This is a genomic window from Nocardia sp. JCM 34519.1, from assembly GCF_020361265.1.
Lineage (GTDB): Bacteria > Actinomycetota > Actinomycetes > Mycobacteriales > Mycobacteriaceae > Nocardia > Nocardia arthritidis_A.
Map to the genome: position 1 here is coordinate 117,363 of NZ_JAIRBR010000004.1, position 22,097 is coordinate 139,459.

Annotated in this window: 18 protein-coding genes; 13 read left to right on the forward strand and 5 right to left on the reverse strand. The window is 66.7% G+C overall.

Features of this window, described 5'->3' with window-relative positions:
- Positions 1–32 precede the first annotated feature (32 nt).
- Positions 33–1,232, forward strand: coding sequence for a cytochrome P450 (locus tag LGY53_RS12620; RefSeq protein WP_225726867.1), 1,200 nt, complete (start codon positions 33–35; stop codon positions 1,230–1,232).
- Positions 1,233–1,242: 10 nt separating this feature from the next.
- Positions 1,243–2,481, forward strand: coding sequence for an alpha/beta fold hydrolase (locus tag LGY53_RS12625; RefSeq protein ID WP_225726868.1), 1,239 nt, complete (start codon positions 1,243–1,245; stop codon positions 2,479–2,481).
- A 389-nt stretch (positions 2,482–2,870) separates the two neighbouring features.
- Here the strand turns inward: LGY53_RS12625 and LGY53_RS12630 are convergent, their stop codons facing one another.
- Together LGY53_RS12630 and LGY53_RS12635 are read right to left on the reverse strand one after the other, a co-directional pair.
- On the reverse strand, positions 2,871–4,274 hold the full coding sequence (locus LGY53_RS12630; RefSeq protein ID WP_225726869.1) for an acyltransferase: 1,404 nt from the start codon (positions 4,272–4,274) through the stop codon (positions 2,871–2,873).
- Positions 4,274–5,173 (reverse strand): SGNH/GDSL hydrolase family protein, encoded by a 900-nt coding sequence (locus tag LGY53_RS12635; protein WP_225726870.1) that lies wholly within the window; start codon positions 5,171–5,173, stop codon positions 4,274–4,276. Before LGY53_RS12635 ends, LGY53_RS12630 begins: the two co-directional genes overlap by 1 nt.
- A gap of 1,228 nt (positions 5,174–6,401) precedes the next feature.
- On the opposite strand from LGY53_RS12635, the gene LGY53_RS12640 reads away from it, so the two are divergent.
- From LGY53_RS12640 to LGY53_RS12670, 7 genes are all read left to right on the forward strand, one after another.
- A complete protein-coding gene (locus LGY53_RS12640; protein WP_225726871.1) occupies positions 6,402–7,628 on the forward strand; it encodes a cytochrome P450 in 1,227 nt (408 codons plus the stop codon).
- Positions 7,629–7,698: 70 nt separating this feature from the next.
- Positions 7,699–8,223, forward strand: coding sequence for a toxin-antitoxin system HicB family antitoxin (locus LGY53_RS12645; protein ID WP_225726872.1), 525 nt, complete (start codon positions 7,699–7,701; stop codon positions 8,221–8,223).
- Between the two features lie 45 nt (positions 8,224–8,268).
- Complete coding sequence (locus LGY53_RS12650; protein WP_225726873.1) at positions 8,269–9,138, forward strand: DUF4097 family beta strand repeat-containing protein; 870 nt, start codon at positions 8,269–8,271, stop codon at positions 9,136–9,138.
- Between the two features lie 91 nt (positions 9,139–9,229).
- On the forward strand, positions 9,230–10,174 hold the full coding sequence (locus LGY53_RS12655; RefSeq protein WP_225727207.1) for an ATP-binding cassette domain-containing protein: 945 nt from the start codon (positions 9,230–9,232) through the stop codon (positions 10,172–10,174).
- A complete protein-coding gene (locus LGY53_RS12660; protein WP_225726874.1) occupies positions 10,171–10,944 on the forward strand; it encodes an ABC transporter permease in 774 nt (257 codons plus the stop codon). The genes LGY53_RS12655 and LGY53_RS12660 overlap by 4 nt, the downstream gene beginning before the upstream one ends.
- 229 nt (positions 10,945–11,173) lie before the next feature.
- Complete coding sequence (locus LGY53_RS12665; RefSeq protein ID WP_225726875.1) at positions 11,174–11,509, forward strand: phosphopantetheine-binding protein; 336 nt, start codon at positions 11,174–11,176, stop codon at positions 11,507–11,509.
- A gap of 108 nt (positions 11,510–11,617) precedes the next feature.
- A complete protein-coding gene (locus tag LGY53_RS12670) occupies positions 11,618–13,186 on the forward strand; it encodes an amino acid adenylation domain-containing protein (RefSeq protein WP_225726876.1) in 1,569 nt (522 codons plus the stop codon).
- A 46-nt stretch (positions 13,187–13,232) separates the two neighbouring features.
- Here LGY53_RS12670 and LGY53_RS12675 read toward each other — a convergent pair whose 3' ends face one another.
- Both LGY53_RS12675 and LGY53_RS12680 read right to left on the reverse strand, forming a co-directional pair.
- A complete protein-coding gene (locus tag LGY53_RS12675) occupies positions 13,233–14,027 on the reverse strand; it encodes an ESX secretion-associated protein EspG (RefSeq protein WP_225726877.1) in 795 nt (264 codons plus the stop codon).
- Positions 14,024–15,826, reverse strand: a complete 1,803-nt coding sequence (locus LGY53_RS12680) for a WXG100 family type VII secretion target (RefSeq protein WP_225726878.1) — start codon at positions 15,824–15,826, stop codon at positions 14,024–14,026. The genes LGY53_RS12675 and LGY53_RS12680 overlap by 4 nt, the downstream gene beginning before the upstream one ends.
- 269 nt (positions 15,827–16,095) lie before the next feature.
- Here LGY53_RS12680 and LGY53_RS12685 point away from each other — a divergent pair, with 269 nt between their 5' ends.
- The 4 genes from LGY53_RS12685 to LGY53_RS12700 all read left to right on the forward strand — a co-directional run bounded on the left by LGY53_RS12685 (position 16,096) and on the right by LGY53_RS12700 (position 21,021).
- Positions 16,096–17,304, forward strand: a complete 1,209-nt coding sequence (locus LGY53_RS12685) for a sensor histidine kinase (RefSeq protein WP_225727208.1) — start codon at positions 16,096–16,098, stop codon at positions 17,302–17,304.
- Positions 17,305–17,335: 31 nt separating this feature from the next.
- Complete coding sequence (locus tag LGY53_RS12690; protein WP_225726879.1) at positions 17,336–18,037, forward strand: response regulator transcription factor; 702 nt, start codon at positions 17,336–17,338, stop codon at positions 18,035–18,037.
- A 103-nt stretch (positions 18,038–18,140) separates the two neighbouring features.
- Positions 18,141–19,976 (forward strand): asparagine synthase (glutamine-hydrolyzing), encoded by a 1,836-nt coding sequence (gene asnB, locus LGY53_RS12695; RefSeq protein WP_225726880.1) that lies wholly within the window; start codon positions 18,141–18,143, stop codon positions 19,974–19,976.
- A gap of 220 nt (positions 19,977–20,196) precedes the next feature.
- On the forward strand, positions 20,197–21,021 hold the full coding sequence (locus tag LGY53_RS12700) for an alpha/beta fold hydrolase (RefSeq protein ID WP_225726881.1): 825 nt from the start codon (positions 20,197–20,199) through the stop codon (positions 21,019–21,021).
- A 40-nt stretch (positions 21,022–21,061) separates the two neighbouring features.
- On the opposite strand, the gene LGY53_RS12705 is transcribed toward LGY53_RS12700, so the two are convergent.
- The gene (locus LGY53_RS12705) at positions 21,062–22,078 is read right to left on the reverse strand and encodes a GlxA family transcriptional regulator (RefSeq protein ID WP_225726882.1); all 1,017 of its coding nucleotides are present in this window, start codon (positions 22,076–22,078) and stop codon (positions 21,062–21,064) included.
- Positions 22,079–22,097 lie beyond the last annotated feature (19 nt).

Below are 22,097 nucleotides of genomic sequence, written 5' to 3' on the forward strand. Positions count from 1 at the left end.
CCCTGATCGCCTTCAGATAAGGAACGAACGAGATGACCGATTCCCTGTCCGTGCCGGTGCAGCTGCCGATCATGCGCGCTGCCGACCGACCGTTCGATCCGCCGCCGGAACTCGCCGAACTGCGCGAGCGGACGCCGCTGCGCAGGCTCGCGATGCCGGGCGGATACGGCGGGTGGTTGGTGACCAGTCACGCCCTGGTACGTGCGGTGCTCGGGGATCAGCGCTTCAGCGTCCGGCACGAGCTCATGCACTCCCCATTTCCGGGCACGGAGGGCGTCGAGGTGCCCGCGGCTCCGCCGGGGCATTTCAGCGCCTTCGACCCGCCGGAGCACACGCGTTTCCGGAAACTGCTGACGGGCAAGTTCACCGTCCGCCGGATGGCCCAGCTCACCGCCCGGCTGGAGCAGATCACCGCCGAATGCCTCGACGCGATGGACGGTATGGAGCCGCCGGTGGATCTTGTGCAGGCGTTCGCCCGCCCGATTCCCACCGCGATGATCTGCGAGCTGCTCGGCGTGCCCGATCAGGAACAGGAGCTGTTCCACCGGCTTTCCCGGCTGAACGAACTGGACGTGACCCCGGAGGAGACCGTCGAGCTCACCACCGGACTGGACAAATACATGCACGAGCTGGTGCTGGCCAAGCGCGCGACGCCCACCGACGATCTGCTCAGCGATGTCGCGGCGAGCGATCTCACCGAGGAGGAGCTCACCGGCGTCGGGACACTGCTGCTCGGCACCGGTCTCGACACCACCGCCAATATGCTCGCGTTCGGCGTCTTCGCGCTGCTGGCCCATCCCGATCAGCTCGCCGTGCTGCGCCGCGGCGACGGCGATTCCGACGCGGTGGTCGAGGAACTGTTGCGCTACTTGAGCATTCAGTGGTTCTCCGCGCGGGTGGCACTGGACGATGTCGAGCTGGACGGGCAGCGGATCGAGCCGGGCGACATGGTGGTGCTCTCGCTGCACGCGGCCAACCGCGACCCGGAACGCTTCGCGGATCCCGACGCGCTGGACATCCAGCGGCGCGCCGTCGGCCACCTGGCCTTCGGGCACGGCATCCACCAGTGCCTCGGCCAGCAGCTGGCCCGCGTCGAAATGCGCGTCGCGTATCCGGCTCTGCTGCAACGGTTTCCGACCTTGCGCCTCGCGGTCGCGCCCGAGGAGGTGCCGCTGCGCATCGGCGCCATGTACGGCGTGCACCGGCTGCCGGTCGCATGGGACCGGGCGTGATCGAGCGCAAATGCTTGGCAGAGAAGCGAAATCGGCGATAGCGCGGCTCGCCGCCGCCGTGGTCTCGGTGCGGCCGCTCGTCGCCGGGGTCGGTGCGCCGGTGCGCGTCGTGCCGAATGCCGGGCACCACTGGCCGCCCGGTCAACGGCATGCGGTGCGCCGACTGCTCGACCGGATCGCCCGGCGCGCCGGAGTCGAGGGTTTGGTGCTGGTCGAGGATGTGGCGTTCGACGATCTCCAGGTGTTCGAGCGGGTGGTGAGCGAGCGGCTCGCGCTCGGCGACTGCGTGCGAGCTGCGGGGATCGTTCCCGCGGATCTGCTCGGCGAGGTGGAGCGGATCGCCGCGGCGGCGGTGGCGGACGGTTTCGAATTATTCGCGCATCAGGAGACCATCACCTCGAATGATGGTGTGCCGCTACAGGTTTACTCCGCAGGGGCGGGGGAGGAGACCGTCGTCCTCGTTCCCGCCTGCGGTATGCCCGCCGCGCTCACGGAGACGTGGGTGCGCTATCTTTCCCGCGACCGTCGCGTGCTGACCTGGGAGAGCCGCGGATTGTTCGGTGCGCCTGGGTCTTTGGGTGACTACGCCGTGGACAGCCGGGCACAGGCCGCCGACCTGTTCACGGTCATGGCGCATTACGGTGCGCCGAGCGCGCACGTCGTCGGATTCTGCGGCGGGGCGGTCATCGCATTGTTGGCCGCCGCATTGCGGCCCAAGGCAATTCGCTCGCTCAGCCTATGGCACGGCGCATACGGCTTCGCCGACGGCGGCCCGATGACCAAGCACGAGAAGGGAATGCTCGAACTGACCACCACCGCCGCGGCCGACCGCGCCGCCGCGACAGCCGTGCACGCCGCCTTCTGCGAGGTGATGCTCACCAATACGCCCACCGAGGTGGCCCACCTCGTGCTGTATCCATACGCGAGCCCGGAACTGCTCTACCGGTACTGCCGCCTGAATTTCGCCCTGACCAGCACCGACGTCGGCCGGTACCTCGCCGACGTGCCGCAGCCCACGCTCGTCGTCACCAGCCGCGACGACCACACCACCCATCCCGCCGCTTCCGAACGAGTAGCGGCGGCCCTGCCGAACGCCCACCTCTGGCTGACCGACCACGGCGACCACATCTCGGCGTTCACCGCAGGCGACTCCCTACTGCGCACAGCCGCCGACTTCATGACCCAGGCTGCCGAATCGCCGACGTCACAGGGCGATTCCCCACGAACCGACGTGTTCACTCGGCAGTAGATCGCGATGGGCGGCCACCGAAACGCTCAGGCATAGCGGACTTCATGGCTCGCGTCGGCCGATTGCCAACGGTGCGGAGCGGTTCCCGCGCACCGAGGTGTTCACTTGGCGATGGATCGCGGCGGGCCATCACCGAAACGCTCAGGTACGGCGGACTTCATAGCCCGCATCGGCCGAATGCCCAACGGCGCGGGGCGATTCCCACGAACCGGCGTTTTCGCTCGGCGGTAGGTCGCGATGGGCTGTCACCGAAACGCTCAGGTACGGTGGATTCATAACCCGTGTCGGCCGATTGCTAACGGTGCGGGGCGATTCCCCACGAACCCGACGTGTTCACTCGGTAGTAGGTCGCGATGGGCCGTCATCGAAACGCTCAGGCATAGCGGACTTCATGGCTCGCGTCGGCCGATTTCCAACGGCGCGGGGCGTTTTCGCGCGAACCGGCGCATGATCGGGACGTCGACCCAGTGGTAGATCGCGGCTGCCGCTGTCACCGAGACGGCCAGGCATAGGGTCGCGAATCCGGCCCAGCCGCCGAATCCGTAGCGGCCGCCGCCGATCAGGGTGCGCGTGACGATCACCATCACTGGGAACTGGATCAGGTAGAAGGCGTAGGAGATATTTCCCAGCCATACCAGTGTGGGGCTGGAGTTGAGGCCGCGGCGGCCGTCGAGGTCGCGCGCCGCGAGCGTGGCGACCACCGCCGTCGTCGGCGCGAGCAGCAGCGCCGACATTTTGTAGTTCACCGGCACCACCCAGGTCGCCGCGTATGCGAGGAACAGGGCTAGCAGGGGCGGCGCTAGACGGGTGTTGTGCCAGCGTCCCTCCAGGACCATGCGGGCCGCGAGGACACCGAGGAAGAATTCCGGCAGACGCGAGGCCGGGAAGTTGTAGCTGAGCCAATACGACTGTGCGACAGGGATATCCGGCTGCGCGAACCAGATGGGCGCGGCGTGCAGCTCGAAATGCGGTGACAGCTCACCCGGAACCAGCCGTGGCGCAAAGGCATTCGCGATGCCCTTCGGTCCGGGAACCCAAAGGAAGTACGCGGTGTGCATGGCGAGAATACCGAGCATCAGCACACCCGCCGCGGGCAGCAGCAGTCGCGCCGGTATCCGCCGCACCAGCGGCAGCATCAACGGAAAGCTCAGGTAGAACAGCATTTCCGAGGTAAGCGACCAAGACGGCACATTCAGTCCGCCGACCGTGGTCCACTTGGGCACCCAGTTGTGTATCAGCAGCAGATCCGGTAACCACACCACCGTGCGCGCCAGCGGCGGCCCCGCCGCGGCGATGAATACCGCCGCCGCCAGCAGGTGCGTCGGATAGATCTTCAGCACTCGCCGCCGGTAGAACAGCCGCACCGTCATTCCAGGCTTGTACGACCAGTAGATGATGAATCCGGAGAGCACAAAGAAGAAGGTGACGCCCGCCGCGCCCAGCTGCATCGGGAACCAATAGTGCAGCCGCCGAAAGAATTCCGACTTCTGGAACGGATACACCGGCAGGAAGACCAGCGAGTGCAGGATGAACACCGCGAAGGCCGCCCACCACCGCGCGCCGGTCAGCGACGGCAGCGCCGGACGGACCCGCCGGGGATCCGCGACAGTGATCTCCGATGCCGCAGTGCATTGCACCGCAGCGCTTTTCGTCGTCGCGGTGACCGCGGCGGTCTCTGTCGGCGCGGCACCGTTCGCCGCCGCGGCGGTTTGCCCCATCGCCTTACCGTCCGATGCGGCAGCCCGCCCCCACGGCTCGGCGGCGGGCTCGTGCGTCACCTGCCGCTCACGCATCAACGCCCGGCCAGCGCGGCGAGACCGTCCGCCACCGCCGCATCGCCCGCCGCGGACGGATGGAATGCGACACCCTGGTTGACCTTCGGATCGAGGAATCCGTTCACCCACGGTTCGGCCGTGCACAGCCCGTGCCCGGCGGTCACCGCGCGCGCATCGAAGAATTCGATGCCGAGCAGCTGGGCGGCCTTGCGCTGGGCCTGGTCGAGCCGATCCAGGTATTCGGTCAGCGCCGCACCGCGCGGCTGCACGAACGGCATTCCGAAGAAGTCGAAACATAGCGTCTGCTGGCCGGGCGGAAAGAGTTCGGGATAGCCGACCAGGACGATCCGCGCGCTCGGCGCGTAGTACTGGATGTATTCGACGACGGTCCGGATCCGCTCGGCATACAGCTCACCGGATACCGCGTGGTAGTCGGTGATCCGGCCCTGCTGGGCCGCATCCAGTCCGCATCCGTCGACCAGGTTGAACAGGCACGTCCCCAGGGCCGACCACACCGTCATATCGTTGGCGCCCCATTTGTCGTTCAGGCCGAATTGCAGGGCCACCAGCTTCGTCCGCGGGCCGAACGCGGCCGCCTGACTCGCCGACCTCGCCTGCACCAGCAGCGTGGTGCTGTGCCCGCTGTCGATCGTCGCGCCGGTGCACGACTCGTCCAGGAAATCCGGGCTGCCCGCCAGGCCCAGCCGGGCGCTGAGCTGGTTCGGCCACGAAGTCTGGCCGCGCACACAGGTATTCGTGAAACTCCAGTCCCATCCGTTCGACGTGTACGAATCGCCGAGGACGACGACCTCCCGGCCCGCGGCGGGGTCGGCCGCCGCGGTATTCGCCGCGCTCATCGCCACGGCGACCGCCGATGCCAACGTCACCAGCAGGCGGCCTGCTCTCGTGTGCGTCACTGTCGTCCTGTCTGTCAGTACCCGGCGTGCGGATCGAATCCCGGATCCGGCAGTGTCGGTGCGGGTTTCGCGGTCGGGGCAGGGGGTTCGGGCTTCGGCGGCGCGGGCGGCTCGGCCGGTGTGGGCTGAATCGGCGGCTCGGGGGGCTTGGCCGGTGCGGGCTGAACCGGCGGCTCGGGTGGCACCAGTGGCGGCGGGGGTGGGGCCGCGGGTGGAGGCGCCGCGGGTGCGGGTGCCGCGGGAGGAGGTGCGGGGGATTGCTCGCTCGATGACGGTGTGGGCTGCTGGGTCGCGGATGACACGGTGGACGTGACGACCGGCGCCACGCTCGTCGTCGTGGGGTGCGCGGGCCCGCTGTCGGAGCCGCATCCCGTCACCGCGGCCAGCATGGCGATGCCGCCGACCAGGGCGGCGACACATCGGACTACTCCGCCATCCCCCGGCTCGGCGAATGCTCCGGCAGTACTGTGCCGAATCGGGCCGGGATGTCGATTCCGATCGATTCGATTCGAATCGATCCGATTCACACTGTGTCGATACATATCGGGCCGATATGCATCCGGATGGACACCTGCGAGAAAGCGAGTGAAACGCGAAGCTATATTCGACACCTGTGCTCCCTTTCCGGGCGGAACGGGCGCGGCCCGCCGGATCGGTATCATCGTGCGATTCGGGCGGTCGGATTGCAATACTTGTTTGCAATACTTGTCCGTATCCGACGCGCTCGGTGCCGGTCCGTCGAATATTCGGAAATTCCGGTGAATGGCGTCCGGTGATCGCGTCGGCGCCGATTTGTCCTGGCAACAGGACGAGCCGTGGCGGCCCGTAAGAGGCAACCGAAGCGATCCAGCATTGGACACCGCGAGCCGCCGGATGCCGCATCTCGGGCGAGATCGCCGGTGCTGCCACGAAACTCGCGCACTCGGCGGTCGATTCGATTCGGGTGGACCCACACTGTCGCACCGGCCGGACGACGTGCTCGGGTCGCATCGGAAATCGTCGGGGCAATTGATCTATATACGTGCCCGCGCCCGGTCCGGCAATTTCTCGGTTCACCGTAACGTCCGGTTGGTTTCCGTATATCGGCGACCGCGAGCCGGACTCGGCCGCGTCTATATTATCGAGCCACCTTGGGTGGGGGTCGAATAATACATTCGCTGATACGAACACCTGCCGAACGATCCAAGGTAACGGTGCGCGAATAATATTTCTCGTCGAGGAGGACCGCATGTCCATGACCGCCATAAATTTGATGGATCCCGAATTCACCGCGAATCCGGCCGCCGCATATGGCCGGCTGCGCGAGGAGGCGCCGGTCATCCCGGTGACTTTTCCCGGAGTGGCCGCACCCGTCTGGTTGATTACGCGCTACGAGGATGTCAAGGCGGCGCTGACCGATCCGCGGTTCGTCGTCGACCGCAACAATGTGCCGGGACTGAACGAACCGAGTGCCAGGGATCAAATAATGGCGGCGATGGGCGTTCCGGAGGATCTCCGGCCGCACCTGACCACCATGGTGAATATGGATGGCCGGGCGCACTCCCGGCTGCGCACCCTGGTGAGTCCCGCCTTCACCAGCCGCCGTATGGACGCACTGCGCTCGCGCGTCGAGATCGTCGCCGCGCAATTGGCCGATGATATGCGGCGCAAGCCGGAACCGGATCTGCTCGCCGACTTCTCCGCACACCTGTCCGGCACCATCATCTGCGAGCTGGTCGGCGTGGACGAGGCCGATCGGGCGGAGGTGCGCGGCTGGATTCAGGGCTTCGCGGGCGACGATCAAACCCGCATCCTGGAGCGCGCCAGACTCCTCGTGAGCTATACGAAGGATCTCATCGCGCGGCGGCGCGCCGAACCCGGCGACGACACGATTTCGAAACTGCTCGCCGCCGAGGCGGACGGCGACCAGCTGACCGATACCGAGATCGTCACGATGTTCACCATGCTCATCCAGACCGGGTATGTGACCACCGCGCATTTCATCCCGAATGCCGTGGTGACGCTGTTGGATCACCCCGATCAATTGGACCGGCTGCGCGCGGATCCCGAATTGCTGCCGCGCGCGGTCGACGAGCTGCTGCGGGTCGCGGGCCCGATCACGGTCGGCACCATGATGTACGCGACCGAGGATCTGAATTTGGCGGGTACTCCCATCCGGCGCGGCGACACCTTGGCGGGCTGTCTGGTCTCCGCCAATCACGACCCCCGGGTATTCGACGATCCGGAACGTTTCGATATCGCGAGGGTTCCCGCGTCCGGCCGTAACCACCTGGCCTTCTACTACGGCTCGCACTTCTGTCTCGGCGCGCGGCTGGCCGAGGTCGAGAGCGAGGTGGCGCTGCGGGAGCTGCTGCTGGCCCGCGACGGGTTATCCCTGGCCATCGAGCGGGACCAGCTCGAACACCATCCGAATCCGATCGGAAACCTGCTGGTGCGGCTGCCGGTGCGCTTCTGAACCCGACCACTGGCGTCATCATGGCACCATGATTCTTGATATGGCGCCATGATGGCGTTACGCTTGTGCCATGGATCTAACGCCCTATGTCGACAGCCTGCAGCAAGAGCTACTGGCGGCGGCCGATTCCGGTGCGGAGACCGCGCTGGCGCAGCGCCTTTCCGCCGCCGTCGCGGCCGCTACCCGGTTGACCATGCTCGATGTGCTGTCCGCCGCCGCGGACGAGATCACCAGGGATCTGCTCCCCGGTTCGGTCGAGCTCCGGCTGCGCGGGCGTAACCCATATTTCGTGGTCGCCTCCGGCGAAACCGATGCGGAGGACGAGGACGACGAGGTGTGGGCGTCCGCGGCGGGCGCCGGGCGGGATATCCCCGCATCGGCGCTGAACGGCAAGGATGGCGCCGTCTCGCGGATCAACTTCCGCCCCCCGGAACAGCTCAAGCAGCGCATCGAGGCGGCTGCGAGCGAGGCGGGGCTTTCGGTCAACGCCTGGCTGGTCCAGGCGGTCGGTGTGGCGCTCGCCGGCGATCAGCGGTCCCGGCGGGGGCGCCGGGACGGCAACCGTTCCGGCCGCTTCACCGGCTGGGTCGGCTGAGGCCGGCCCGACCGCCGGAACACGCACAAGAGAAGGGGATTCACCATGCCCACATTCGTTACGCCGGAGCCCATCGCGGTCTCGGTCACGCTCACCAGCGCCGAGGTTCGGCTGGTCGCGAGCGAGCGGGCCGACACCGTGGTATCGGTCGAACCGGTCGACACGGCGAGTAAATCCGATGTGGATGCGGCCGAGCGGACGAAGGTCGAGTTCGCGACCGGTCAGCTGACGGTCACCACGCCGTCCCCCGGCATGCTGCGGGTGAGCAAGCGCAGTTCGGTCCGCATCACCATCGAACTGCCCGCCGATTCCACCCTGCTCGCGAAGCTGATGCACGCGCGGGTGCGCACCGAGGGCAGGCTCGGCGACTGCGACGTGCGGCTGACATCGGGACAGGCGCAGCTCGATTGCGTCGGCGCGCTGCGCGCGAGCCTGATGCACGACGATATCGCGGTCGAGCACGTCACCGGCGCCGCCGAGATCGACAGCCTGTCCGGTTCGGCGCGGATCGGCGAGGTCGACGGCATCCTCCGGTTCAAGGGCACCAAGGGCGGGATCTGGATCGGCGACGCCTCAGACGATCTCGATATCCGTTCGGTGAACGGCGATATCGAGGTCGACCGCGCCGACAGCAATGTCACCGCGGTGACGGTCGATGGCGCCGTGCGGGTCGGCCGGTTGACGCACGGGCACGCCGACCTGATGAACAGTTCGGCGAATATCGAGATCGGCATCAGCAGCGGCACCGCGGCCTGGGTGGAGGCCGACAGCAAGAAGGGCGCGGTGCGCAACAACCTTCCGGTGCAACAGAATCCGGACGAGTTCGACAACACGGTCAAGGTGCGCGCCCGAACTCGCTCGGGCGACATCATCATCCGGCGCGCCGCCGATGAAAGCGGCTCCTCGGCCGACTGAACAGCCTCTGGCACAACGGTTTTCGGTGGTCGCGGTAGGCGAACGCCAAGAGAAGGTAAGGAAGGAGGGGGAGGTGGCTGAAATCTCTCCGATGGCGATAATGGCGATCGGTCTACGCAAATCGTATGGCGAGCACGTTGTGCTCGACGGGATCGACTTGAGTGTCGCTCCGGGAACGGTCTTTTCGCTGCTCGGGCCGAACGGCTCCGGTAAGACGACGACGGTCAAAATCCTCACCACCCTGATCCCGGCAGACGGCGGGGATATGTGGGTGGGCGGGCACAGCGTCACCAAGGAGGGTGCGGCGGTCCGCGGCGCGATCGGCGTCACCGGGCAGTTCTCCGCGGTCGACCGCTGGCTGACCGGCGAGGAAAATCTGCTGTTGATGGGCGATCTGAACCATCTGTCCCGCGGCGACGCGCGCAGGCGGGCCGCCGAACTGCTCGAGCGCTTCGACCTGGTGGACGCGGCCGCGCGCGTCACGTCGACCTACTCGGGCGGTATGAAGCGCCGCCTGGATCTGGCGATGAGCCTGATGGGCAGGCCGAGCATCATCTTCCTCGACGAGCCGACAACGGGCCTGGATCCGCGCAGCAGGCGCACGATGTGGCAGATCATCCGGGAGCTGGTCGCCGACGGCACCACGATCTTCCTGACCACGCAGTACCTGGAGGAGGCCGATCAACTGGCCGACCATGTCGCGGTGCTCGACCAGGGCAAGCTGGTCGCCGAGGGCACGCCGGCCGAGCTCAAGCAGCGAGTGCCGGGCGGATACATCAGCCTGCAGTTCCCGGATGTCGAGGCGCTCGATCGCGGCGCCCGCGCGCTCGGCGCGCAGGACCGCGATCGCGACACCCTCACCGCACAGGTCACCAGCGACGGCAGCGCCGCCGCGGTCAAGGCCGCACTCGACCGGCTCTCCGATGATGCCATCCCGGTGGACAAGGTGTCGGTGCACACGCCGGATCTCGACGACGTCTTCTTCGCCCTGACCGGTCACTCTCAGCGCGAGGACGAGAAAGTGAGCATCCCATGACCTCCGTTGCCAGCGCGGTCGCCGATTCGACGACGATGGTGCGCCGGGAACTGCGGCACACCATGCGCAATCCGGGTCAGCTCGCCCTCGCGATGCTGATGCCGCTGATCATGCTGCTGCTGCTCAATTTCGCATTCGGCGGCGCGCTCGACACCAAGGGCATCAAATACATCAACTACGTGGTGCCGGGCATCGTCATGCTCGGTGCGGCCTACTCCGCGCAGGCGACGGCCCTGGCGGTGAACGCGGATATGACCGAGGGCATCATCGACCGGTTCCGGACCATGGCGATCGCCCGGCCCTCGGTCCTGATCGGCCATGTCATCGGCGCCACCGCTCGGTCGCTGATCGGTATCGCGATCGTCGTGCTCGTCGCGCTCGCGATCGGTTTCCGCCCGAGCGCGAACGTCGTCGAATGGCTCGGCGTGATCGGGCTGATCGCCCTCACGCTGTTCTCATTCGCTTGGCTCGCAACGGCTTTCGGCCTGATCGCGAAGAATCCGGCCGGTGCGTCCACCATGACGCTGCCGCTTTCGCTGCTGCCCTTTCTCGGCGGCGCCTTCGTACCGACCGACACCATGCCCGGCTGGCTGCGGGTGTTCGCCGCCAATCAGCCGCTGACCCAGATCATCGAGGCGCTGCGCAGCCTGCTGCTCGGTGGCCCGATCGGTGATCACGCCTGGCTGGCGATCGCCTGGTGCCTCGGTATCGCGGTGGTCGGCTTCGTCTGGGCCAACTCGGCCTTCTCGCGCCGGACCGCCGTGCAGTAATCCTTCGACCGATAGCCGAACAAGAGTTACCGCTTTCCGGTGCCGCCATTATCCGGCGGCACCGGAAAATTATGTATAAGCAATTCGAGAATTGTCCTGCTGACAAGACATCCGCTGTGTCGCACCGGCTTTCGCTTGCCAGACCGCGACGGGCCTGCCGAGAATCGAGAGCATCGGCCGATTCCCGTGTGGGAAAAGCAATTCCGACCACGTCCCGGAGCAGTGGAGTATGACCGTGCCCTCTGACGATCTCGCCGCCCGGCTGGCGCGACTCTCGCCCGCCAAGCGGGCGGTGGTGGAACGCATGGTCAACGGGAATGCCGAGCCGACGCCGGTCGAGGCCGAGCTGATCCGGATCTGGCGCGAGGTCTTCGAAAACGACCGGATCGGCCTGACGGACAGCTTCCACGCGCTCGGCGGCGACTCGATCACCAGTTTGCGGGTGGTGGTCCGGGCGGCGGCCGCGGGCATCGGCATCACCTCCCGGCAGATCCTGGTGGAGGAGACGATCGAGCGGCTCGCCAGGGTCGCGGACGTGCCGGACGACGGGACAATCGGCTCTTGACCGCATCGATGGACCTGAATGTGCTTGTGCCGCAGAGAGATCAGATGTACCGGGCGATCGGCCGATTACTTGCCCACGATTGCCGCACCGGAATGAGGTGATGGGCTCGTGATCGAATCCGATGATCCGAAAGCTGATGCGATACAGCCGGATCGGCTGCCGGTGCACGAAATGGCGGACCGGTGGGCCGAGCGAACTCCGGACGCACCGGCGCTCTGGCACGAAGGCGACGAGATCAGTTATCGCCAGTTGAGCGTGTGGTCGAATTCGATTGCGGCGGAACTCATTCGGCGCGGTGTCGGCGCGGAACAGCTCGTCGGCGTCGCCTTGCCGCGCGCACCCGAGCAAGTGGCCGCGGTGCTCGGGGTGCTGAAAGCGGGTGCGGTGTATCTGCCGCTGGATCCGGCCTATCCGGCGGAACGGCTGGAGTACATGGTGCGCGACTCCGGGCTGCGCACCCTGCTCACCCGCGGCCCCGGCCTGCCGGGACTGCCGCCGGAAGTGACCGTCATCGATATCGATGACATTGCGCCGCAAGGATATTCCCACGTCCCGGTGCGACCGGCCCAGCTCGCCTACGTGATATACACCTCCGGCACCACGGGGCGGCCGAAGGGCGTCGAACTCACCCACGCCGGGCTGGCGAACGTGATCCGGGCCTCGCTCGCCGATTTCGGACTCGACCGGTCCGCGCGGGTGCTGCAATCGGTTCCCGCAAGCTTCGACGCCGCGGTGTGGCAGCTGTTCATGGGTCTCGCATCCGGCGGAACGCTGTGTCTGGCACCGGATCTCGCGACGGCCGACCATTCGATCGAGCGGACGATGCGCGAGGGCCGGGTGACGATGGTCTATCTGCCGCCCGCCCTGCTCGCGACCATCGACCCGGCAGGCGTCCCCGACCTGCGGACGGTGATCACCGGCGGCGACCGGATCCCGGCCGAACTGCGCAACCGGTGGGCCGAATCGGTCCGGTTCTTCGCCGGATACGGCCCGACCGAATGCACCATCGGGCAGACCTGGCAGGAGTGTTCGGTGCGGTCGGCGAGTGCGCCGTCGATCGGTGTGCCCATCGATGGCGTGCGGCTCTACGTCCTCGACCGCGACGGCGATCCGGTGGCGGTGGGCGAGGTGGGGGAGGTGCATGTCGGCGGCATCGCCGTCGGACGCGGCTATCGGCATCGTCCCGGGCTCACCGCGGCCCGATTCGTCGCGGACCCGTTCGCGCCCGGCGCCCGGATGTACCGCACCGGCGATCTCGTGCGGCGCACGGCCGACGGGTCGATGATCTTCGTCGCCCGCGCCGATCAGCAGGTCAAGATTCGCGGCTACCGCATCGAACTCGGCGAGGTCGAGGCCGCGCTGCGGGCGATCGACGGGGTGGCCGACGCGGTGGCCCGCACCGAGCCGGGTGCGAGCGGCCTGCCGCGCCTGATCGCGTACGCGATCGCCGCGATACCGGCCGACCTGGTGCGAAATCGACTGCGCGACAGCCTGCCCGAGCATATGGTGCCCTCCGTCGTGCACGTCGTCGACCACTTCCCGCTGACGGTCAACGGCAAGATCGACCGCGATGCGCTGCCCGCCCTGATCCGCACCGCACCGGACCCGCTGGCCCAGGCGCTCGCGGCGGTGGAGGCCATGTCCGACGAACAGGTGCGCGCCCTGCTCGACGATTGATCACGCCGAAATATCGAGCAACGGCGGCGTTTGCGCCGCCGACCCCTCATGCTCGCTCGTCCCGGATCGTCCGGACCACCTTGATTATCTCGGCGTTGAGCAGTGCGGTCATTCGGCCGCCGTCGGCGGCGACCGCGACCGGCGGGGTGTCGAAGACGGTGACGTAGCGGCCGTCGCCGACCAGATCGCGCCAGCCGAGGTGATAGCGGGTGATCCCGCGCGGGCCGAAACGTGAACGGCCCTGCACGATTTCGATCAACCCGACGCTGTCGACGGGTGTGCTGTGGAATGCGAGAGACCGGCTGCGGAACGAATTCTCGATGGCGTCGGCATTGACCTTGGAGCGGCCGTACGCGTAGTCGAAATCGTCATCGTCGCGCTCCTCCGGTTCGATCAGGACCACATGGTCCTGCCTGCCCGCATTCGTCCGCGGCAATTCGGCGACGACGATATCGGCCAGCCGCAGCGGATCGCATTCGGTGACGACGAAGCCGCCGCTGTGCCAAATCGTCTTGCCCGGAAGCTGTTTCGCCAGATATCCGCGATCGCCGCGCCGCGCGGCCAGCAGCCGGATCAGCCCGGCCGGATTATCCGGATCGGCGTCGGAACCGGTTACCACCAGCCGGATATCGGGTTGGGCCAATGCCTCGAGCACGCCGTCGAAGGCGTCGTCGAGGGTCGCGCGCACCCGCTGCCGCGCCGCCGCCTTCTCCCGCTCGTGTTCGTCGTACGACTCGGTCTCGGTGAGGTAGCTGAAAGGCGCGGGAAGGAATTGCTCCGCCAATTGTTCCCAGAGGGCGGCGAATTCGATATCGGTGAAATTCCAGGTGTTGTTCATCATTCCAACACCGGGGCGACCGTCGTCGTCCGCCCCAGCGCCTCGTCGAAGTGCTTGGTGGAATTGAGGTAGTTGGGTCGGGTCTGTTCCTTGCCGTGGTGCCCGGCCCCGTGCATGGGCGCACCCGCGGCGCCGGGCATGCCCGGCGAACCCGCGATCGGCGTGGCGGCGGCGAGTCCGCCGATGCCGCCGGCGGCCAGCGACGCACGGGGAAACAGCTTGGCCTGCGCCGCTTCCCGGGCAGGCAGGGCGTCCACGCCGAGCGGTCCGCCCGGGCCGGGGCCGCCGATCTTGCCCGGGCCGCCGAGACCGGCCTTGGCGGCGTCCATGATTCCGGGCGATAAGGGGTCTGCCGATGCGGGGCGCAGCTGCCCGGCTTGCTGCGCGCTCTGCAATGCCTGCTGTGCCGCCTGCAGCGCCGGATCCGTCGCGCCGGATTGCGTTGCGGGGCTGGCTTTTTCGCCGGTTCGGGCGCCGGGCTTGGGTTCCGGCCTCGGCGCGTCGGAGGTGTGCGGCCGATGGGTCCGCGAGACTTTGCGCGGAAGCGCTTGGCGTGGACCGGATACGGCATTCGGCCTGCCGCCCGCGCCGGGATCGGTCCAGCGTGGTCGCGGGCCGCCCCGATTGTGCGCGCCGTCCCTCGGTTTGCCGACGGGTGGGTGCGTGCTCTTGGGGAGTGGAATCTTCGGTACGTTGCGGGTCGTCTCGGTCAGTCCCCGCACATACCAGTTCCAGAAATTCCATTGATAGTGCTGCAGCAGCGCATTTCGGACACCGACGGGGCTGCCGATGAACGTCTCGCCGTCGGCGGTGACCCGAATTACCTTGTCACCATTGGAAACATTGCCCGGGATATGATGGGTCTGCCGCGCCCCGTAGGTGGGATTGATGCCGACCGAGGATTCGGCATGATCCATATTGCAGCTCCGGGTGGGCGGATGCGGGAGCAGCGGCATCCGCGTTCGCGTCGTATCCACCCATTCCGCCGCGTACAGCAGGTTCTCGCCCATCAGGGTCATGCTGTGGGTGAGTGTTCTTGTGCACGCGATGTATTCGTCGACGGCATCCTTCAGTTTCGTATGGCCCGCGCCCTCCCAGTCGCCGCCGACGGCCGCAATATCCTTGGCGAGTTTCCCGAATGCGTGCTCCAGTTTCGTCGACATCGCGCGCCACTCGCCACCGGCATCCCGGATCGGCGCGGCGTCCATCTCGGTGAGCGCGTGCAGCTGCGGCCACGCCAGCCGCTGCGGCGGTTCCGCCGAAACTTTGACGGTGTCGAGCGGCCTGATGTCCTTCCCCTTGGCCGGCGCCCAATTATGGCGCTGCCACCGGTGTTCCCACGGCTGCAGCGGATTGCTCGGATGGTCGGCCCGATAGTCGTCGATCGAGGTATGGGTCTTGTCGATATGCGGCACCTCGGGCTTCAAATGATCGAAGGCGACGGCGGAATATTGATCCACCCCCGGATACGCCTTTCCGGCGGCCCCGACGGCATGCGCCATCTGCTCCAGGATCTTGTGGTGCGCCCGCAATGCCTCCCCGAGATTCTTGGCCGCCTCATTGAATTGACCGGCCAGCCCGATACCCGATGTCAGCGCGTTGAGATCCTTCAGCCGGATGCCGTCGAGCCGTTTCTGTACCCCCAGCACCCATCCGAGCGCGGTATTGGTGGCCTGTACCGCCTGCAAGGCCGCCTGCGGCTGGAATTTCAGCTGTCCCCGCCGCGCCTGCAGCTGAAATCCGGTCCATTTCTTCTGAATATCCGCGATACTCGGCGGCTCGGCCTGCGCATTGGTAGTCATCGGAACAACTCCTGATTACTTCTAATTCCCTGCAATTAGCTGTGTGACTGTCCGTATCCGCGTGCTGCCACTCCTGCGTCGTTATCGCTCCACGCTATTACGCGGGTCCGTCGCGCACGTCCAACCAGCATCGGATATCCGGATAAGACTCACGTCACATCCGCGTCGCGGGGTAAACCTGGGTTGTAGTCCGGCGGTGGCAGACGGTGTACGAAACGCCCACACCTATTTGCGTTGTGGCGCGGGCTCATACGATGAGCGATGTGATTATGAGGCCCGGTATCCCGGTTTTCGGCGGGCGGGCGTTTCCGCGCCGGTCCGGATTCGGCAATCCACGGGTCGTCGACGCGGTGGTGGCGCTGGTCGTGTTCGCGGCGGTTTCCGTGGTCGGCGCCTGCTACTCCCCGCCGGGCTGGCGGCCGTTCGACCTCTTGGCCTACGTGATCTGCGCGGTCACCTGCCTGCCGCTCGCGGCGCGCAGGCTGGCCCCGACGCCGACCCTGGTGGTGACGTCCGCGGCGTACGCCGTCTATTTGCTGCTGGGTTATTGTCCGAGCCTCAATTTCTATGCCCCGCTGGTGGCCTTTTACACCGTCGCCGCCGTCGCACGGCCCGCGGTGACGGGGGCGAACGCGCTGCTGTTCGGCGCCGTGATCTTCTACAGCGGATGGGTCGCGGTGCCCGCGGTGGTGGCGGCCGCCCAGGCCGCCGCGACGCCGGGGGTGGTCTGGGTTCTCGCCGGGGTGTCGCGGCGCCTGAGCCTGCGCAATCGGCAGCTGGCCGAGCTGACCGAACAGCTGCGCTGTGAGCAGCGGCTCCGGGTGGAGCATGCGGTCGCGAAGGAACGCATGCAGATCGCCCGCGAACTGCACGACGTTGTCGCACACCATATTTCGGTGATCTCCATGCAGGCCGGGGTGGCCCGCTACGTCTTCGACAGCGATCCGCCCACCGCCCGCACCGCGGTGCGGACCATCGGCGACACCAGCCGGGAGACGCTCGAGGAACTGCGGCGCATCCTGCACCTGCTGCGCGCCGGTGACGCGCCGCCGGAGACGGAAATCGAACCGGCCCCAGGATTCGACGGATTGGCCGCGCTGATCGACCGGGTGCGCGGCGTCGGCGTCGACGCGGAGTTGACGATCACCGGCGCGGTCGACGATCTGCCGTCGGGCCTGCAACTCGCGGTGTACCGGGTCATTCAGGAGGCGTTGACGAATGTGCTCAAGCATGCCGGGCCCTGCCGGGCAGGCGTTGCGGTGCACCGTGATTCGCGGCAGCTGACGGTGACGATAACCAACGAGGGCCCGCTCGTCGCGGAAACGAAGGCCGCCAACGGAAGTCACGGTCAGGTCGGGATGCGCGAGCGGGCCCTCCTGTACGGCGGGACGCTGGTGGCCGGACCGCGGCCGGCGGGCGGCTACCAGGTAATCCTCACCGTGCCTTGGCCTTTGCCGGTACCGTCGACGCACAGGTAACCGCCGCTGGCCGCAAGGAGTGACGCTGGAGATGATCAGCGTACTTGTCGTCGATGATCAACCGCTGATCCGCGCCGGTCTGGTCGCGCTGCTGCACGCGGATCCGGGGTTGACCGTCGCGGGTGAGGCGGGCGACGGAGACGAGGCGGTGCACCTGGCCGCCACCACGCGGCCGGATGTCATCGTGATGGATATCCGAATGCCCGGCGTCAGCGGAATCACCGCCACCCGCCGCATTCTCGCGGATCGGGATCCGGCGCCGCGGATTCTCATGCTCACCACCTTCGACCTCGACGAGTACGTCTACGAGGCGTTGCGCGCCGGTGCGTCCGGATTCATCCTCAAGGAGGCCGAGCCGGAACGCCTTTTGGCGGCGATCCACACAATTGCCAAGGGGGATATGCTTTTCGCCCCGACCGTCACCCGCAGGCTGGTCGAGGCGTATCTCGGTGGGGGAGGTGCGATTCCGCCGCTGCCCGCGAACGGCAGGCTCGGGACGCTCACCGCCCGCGAGCTCGAGGTGCTCCGGTTGGTCGGTACCGGCGCGGGCAACAACGACATCGCGGACCGCTTGACCATCAGCGAGGGCACCGTCAAGACGCATCTCAACCGGGTGATGACCAAGCTCGATCTCACCAGCCGCGCGCAGGCCGTCGTGGTCGCGTACGAATCCGGCCTTATCACACCGAAATCCACGTCGGGCGCGGCGCAGAACCGCCCGACGGCAACCTGATCGGGCCGACACTGCCAGGGATTGGCCTCTGGTCTCCTGAGTCCCGTTGTGTTACAACGGTATTACATATAGCTACCTAAGCTAACTATCTGGAGGTCCCAGGATGTGTGGGATTACAGGGTGGGTTTCGTTCGACTCGGATCTCACCGGGCAACGGGAAATCCTCGACGCGATGACCGAGACCATGGCCTGCCGAGGCCCCGACGGGCGCGGCACGTTCCTGCGACGACATGCCGGATTGGGGCATCGGCGCCTCGCCATCATCGATCTGCCGGGCGGGACGCAGCCGATGAGCGTCTCCGAACCGGACGGCGACGTGGCGCTGGTCTACTCGGGTGAGGCATACAACTTTCAGGAACTGCGCAAACGCCTTGTGGGACTGGGGCATACGTTCCGTACCGACAGCGACACCGAGGTGGTCCTGCGGGCGTATCTGCAGTGGGGCGAGGCGATGGTCGACGAGCTCAACGGGATGTACGCGTTCGCCATCTGGGACCAGCGGCACGAGAAGCTGGTGATGGTCCGGGATCGGATGGGGGTCAAGCCCTTCTACTACTATCCGACGCCCGACGGTGTGCTCTTCGGGTCGGAACCGAAGGCGATCCTGGCGAATCCGCTGGTGCCCAAGGTGGTCGAACTCGATGGTCTGCGGGAACTGTTCATCTTCACCAAGGCCCCGGGCTGGGCGATGTGGAAGGGTATGTCGGAGCTGCTGCCCGGCACCGTGATGACGGTGGACCGCAAGGGAATTCGCCAGCGCACCTATTGGCGGCTGACCGCGACCGAACATCGCGACACCCGTACCGAGACGGTCGCTCGGGTGCGCGAGCTGTTGACGGATATCGTCCGGCGGCAATTGATTTCGGATGTGCCGCGGTGTGTGCTGCTGTCCGGCGGGCTGGATTCCAGCTCCATCACCGGTCTGGCGGCGCGCGAGCTCGCGCGCACCGGCGAACAGGTGCGCACCTTCTCGGTCGATTTCGTCGACCAGGAAAAGAATTTCGTCCCCGACGAGATGCGCGACACCCCGGATTCGCCGTTCGTGCGCGACGTCGCCGCGTACGTGCAGTCCGCGCATCAGGACGTGATGCTGAATCCCGCCGACCTTTCCGATCTTTCGGTGCGGCGCACGGTGATCGGCGCCAGGGATATCCCGCTCGGTCTCGGCGATCTGGACAGCTCGCTGTATCTGCTGTTCCGGTCGATCCGCGAGCAGTCGACGGTCGCGCTCTCGGGTGAATCGGCCGACGAGGTATTCGGCGGTTATCGCTGGTTCCACGACGAAACCGCGGTGTGGGCCGATACCTTCCCGTGGTTGCCGCTCAGCGAAATCGTCATGGGCGTACAGGATTTGCTGAATCCGGAGTTCCGGGACAAGCTGCGGCTGACCGACTACGTCGCCGATCAGTACTCGGCCGCCGTCGCCGAGGTCGACCATCTGGATGGCGAATCCGAGCTCGAACATCGGATGCGCACCATCTGCCATCTGCATCTGACCCGATTCGTCCGGCAACTGCTCGACCGCAAGGACCGGATGTCCATGGCGGTCGGACTCGAGGTGCGGGTGCCGTTCTGCGACCACCGGCTCGTCGAGTACGTGTACAACACCCCGTGGTCGATGAAAACCTTCGACGGCAGAGAGAAGAGCCTGCTGCGGCACGCCGCCAAACATGTGCTGCCCGGATCCGTGGTGGAGCGGGTGAAGAGTCCCTACCCGTCCACCCAGGACCCCGGCTATGCGGCGAATCTGCAAATACTGGTGAAAGATCTGATGAGCGAACCGGATTCGCCCCTGCTCGCCATGCTGGACCGCGAATGGCTGCAACAGGCCGTCGAACAGGATCCGACCCGGATGGCCGTCGGAACCCGCAGCGCACTGGACCGCGCCATCGACATCGGCGTCTGGCTCGACCTCTACAAACCGGACCTGCGACTGTGAGATAGACAGCGGCACAATACTTGCGACTTGCCAAGGCCACGTCGCCCATCGACGTGGCCGAAAGTGCGGTAATCGTGGCTCGTCAGGTGGGGCGCACTACTGCCGGAATCACGCACACTGGTTCGGCGCGATCGTTGGAAGCTTTGTCGCGCAACAGGTTCCAGTTGTCTCGGTGAGGCTCTGGGGCTGCGCATCGAGTATCCGAACAAAGGAGTCCCACATGCCTATCATCACAACGCCGGACGGCGTGGACATCTACTACAAGGACTGGGGCACCGGACAGCCCATCGTCTTCAGTCACGGCTGGCCCTTGTCCTCGGATGACTGGGACGCACAACTGATGTTCTTCGTATCCCACGGTTTCCGGGTGATCGCGCACGACCGGCGCGGCCACGGCCGTTCCGCTCAGGTCGCCGAAGGGCACGATATGGATCACTATGCCGATGACCTGGCCGCCGTCGTCGCCCATCTCGATCTGTCGGACGCGGTTCATATCGGTCACTCCACCGGCGGCGGTGAGGTCGTGCGCTACCTCACGCGGCACGGACAGGATCGGGCGGCCAAAGCCGTTCTGATCAGTGCGGTGCCGCCGATCATGGTGAAGACCGCCGATAATCCGGGCGGACTGGACAAGTCGGTTTTCGATGACATCCAGGAACAGGTCGCCACCCGCCGGTCGGACTTCTTCCGCACGTTCGCCGAGGGACCGTTCTACGGTTACAACCGGCCCGGCGCACAGCCCTCCGAAGGAGTGATCGCCAACTGGTGGCGGCAGGGCATGGCCGGCGGCGCCAAGGCGCACTACGACGGTGTCGTCGCATTCTCCCAGACCGACTTCACCGAGGACCTTGCGAAGATCACGATCCCCGTCCTCGTCATGCACGGGGAGGACGACCAGGTGGTCCCGATCGAGAACACCGGCGTTCGCTCGGCCGAACTGCTGCCCAACGGCACGCTGAAAACCTATCCGGGTTTCCCGCACGGTATGCCGACCACCGAAGCCGCGACCATCAACGCCGACCTGCTCGCATTCATTCGATCCTGAGTAGCGGTCGAGGCCCGGGGCTGGCACAGAGTCCGCCGGATCAGGACACTGCCAGCTCCGGCTCATCCGCCGACGTCGCGGGCGCGAAGCCGGTCGAGCGGAATCGCTGCTGATATTTGCGCGGTGAGATGCCCAACCGCGCGATGAAGGCCCGGCGCAGGGCCTCGCTGGTGCCGTATCCGGCGGTTACGGCGGCCTCGGTCACGGAATGCCCGGCGTGCAACAGGTCTCGCGCGGTACAGAAACGGACGAAGCCAACGTACTCGGCGGGCGAGCGCTCCAGTTCGGCGCGAAACAGTCTGGTCAGGTGACGCGGACTGACCCGGGCGTGCGCGGCCAGGGTCTGCACGGTGTGCGGGTAGGCCGGGTCCGCGCAGATCAGGTCCACCGCCCGCCGCACGAGTGGGCTGCGCGGCGCGGGCCCGTTCAGATGAGCCGAGAACTGCGACTGCCCACCCGCGCGCTGCATGTGCACGACCAGCGATTGCGCCACCCGCCGCGCCACATCCGGCCCGTGGTCCTCCTCGACCATGGCCAATGCCAGATCCACGCCCGCGACCACTCCCGCTGAGCTGTAAAGGTTTCCGTCGCGCACGAAGATGGCATCGGGCCGCACATCGATCGCCGGATGCCGATGGGCCAGCTCGCCCGCGAACTTCCAGTGCGTGGTCGCCCGGCGGCCGTCCAGCAACCCGAGTGCGGCCACCACGAACGCGCCGCTACAGATCGAGGCGAAGCGCCGGGTACGTGACGAGAGCGAGCAGGCCGCCGCCAGCACCTGTTCGGTGACGAAACGGGCGGGCGGCAGTTCACTGCCCGCGATCACCACGGTGTCGAAGCGCCCGGGATCGGCGGCCGCGCCACTGACCTCGATCCGGGTGCCGATCGAGGTCCGCACGGGACGCCCATCGGGTGACAGCACGACCACCTCGTAGCCGGAGACCGTCTGATTGGCCTCCACGAAAACCTCTGCCGGGCCCACGAAATCGAGCAGTTTGACCCCGTCGAAGATCAGGAACCCGATGCGCTTGCGCGGTGCACCCGCGAATGAGGACATGTCATCCATTATTCTGGAG

What these genes read in the sequence shown, in the direction of transcription:
- LGY53_RS12620 (WP_225726867.1), top strand. Translation starts at nt 33, where the DNA reads ATGACCGATTCCCTGTCCGTGCCGGTGCAGCTGCCGATCATGCGCGCT.
- LGY53_RS12625 (WP_225726868.1), top strand. Translation starts at nt 1,243, where the DNA reads ATGCTTGGCAGAGAAGCGAAATCGGCGATAGCGCGGCTCGCCGCCGCC.
- LGY53_RS12630 (WP_225726869.1), bottom strand. Translation starts at nt 4,274, where the DNA reads ATGCGTGAGCGGCAGGTGACGCACGAGCCCGCCGCCGAGCCGTGGGGG.
- LGY53_RS12640 (WP_225726871.1), top strand. Translation starts at nt 6,402, where the DNA reads ATGTCCATGACCGCCATAAATTTGATGGATCCCGAATTCACCGCGAAT.
- LGY53_RS12645 (WP_225726872.1), top strand. Translation starts at nt 7,699, where the DNA reads ATGGATCTAACGCCCTATGTCGACAGCCTGCAGCAAGAGCTACTGGCG.
- LGY53_RS12650 (WP_225726873.1), top strand. Translation starts at nt 8,269, where the DNA reads ATGCCCACATTCGTTACGCCGGAGCCCATCGCGGTCTCGGTCACGCTC.
- LGY53_RS12655 (WP_225727207.1), top strand. Translation starts at nt 9,230, where the DNA reads ATGGCGATAATGGCGATCGGTCTACGCAAATCGTATGGCGAGCACGTT.
- LGY53_RS12660 (WP_225726874.1), top strand. Translation starts at nt 10,171, where the DNA reads ATGACCTCCGTTGCCAGCGCGGTCGCCGATTCGACGACGATGGTGCGC.
- LGY53_RS12665 (WP_225726875.1), top strand. Translation starts at nt 11,174, where the DNA reads ATGACCGTGCCCTCTGACGATCTCGCCGCCCGGCTGGCGCGACTCTCG.
- LGY53_RS12675 (WP_225726877.1), bottom strand. Translation starts at nt 14,027, where the DNA reads ATGATGAACAACACCTGGAATTTCACCGATATCGAATTCGCCGCCCTC.
- LGY53_RS12680 (WP_225726878.1), bottom strand. Translation starts at nt 15,826, where the DNA reads ATGACTACCAATGCGCAGGCCGAGCCGCCGAGTATCGCGGATATTCAG.
- LGY53_RS12685 (WP_225727208.1), top strand. Translation starts at nt 16,096, where the DNA reads ATGAGGCCCGGTATCCCGGTTTTCGGCGGGCGGGCGTTTCCGCGCCGG.
- LGY53_RS12690 (WP_225726879.1), top strand. Translation starts at nt 17,336, where the DNA reads ATGATCAGCGTACTTGTCGTCGATGATCAACCGCTGATCCGCGCCGGT.
- asnB (WP_225726880.1), top strand. Translation starts at nt 18,141, where the DNA reads ATGTGTGGGATTACAGGGTGGGTTTCGTTCGACTCGGATCTCACCGGG.
- LGY53_RS12700 (WP_225726881.1), top strand. Translation starts at nt 20,197, where the DNA reads ATGCCTATCATCACAACGCCGGACGGCGTGGACATCTACTACAAGGAC.
- LGY53_RS12705 (WP_225726882.1), bottom strand. Translation starts at nt 22,078, where the DNA reads ATGTCCTCATTCGCGGGTGCACCGCGCAAGCGCATCGGGTTCCTGATC.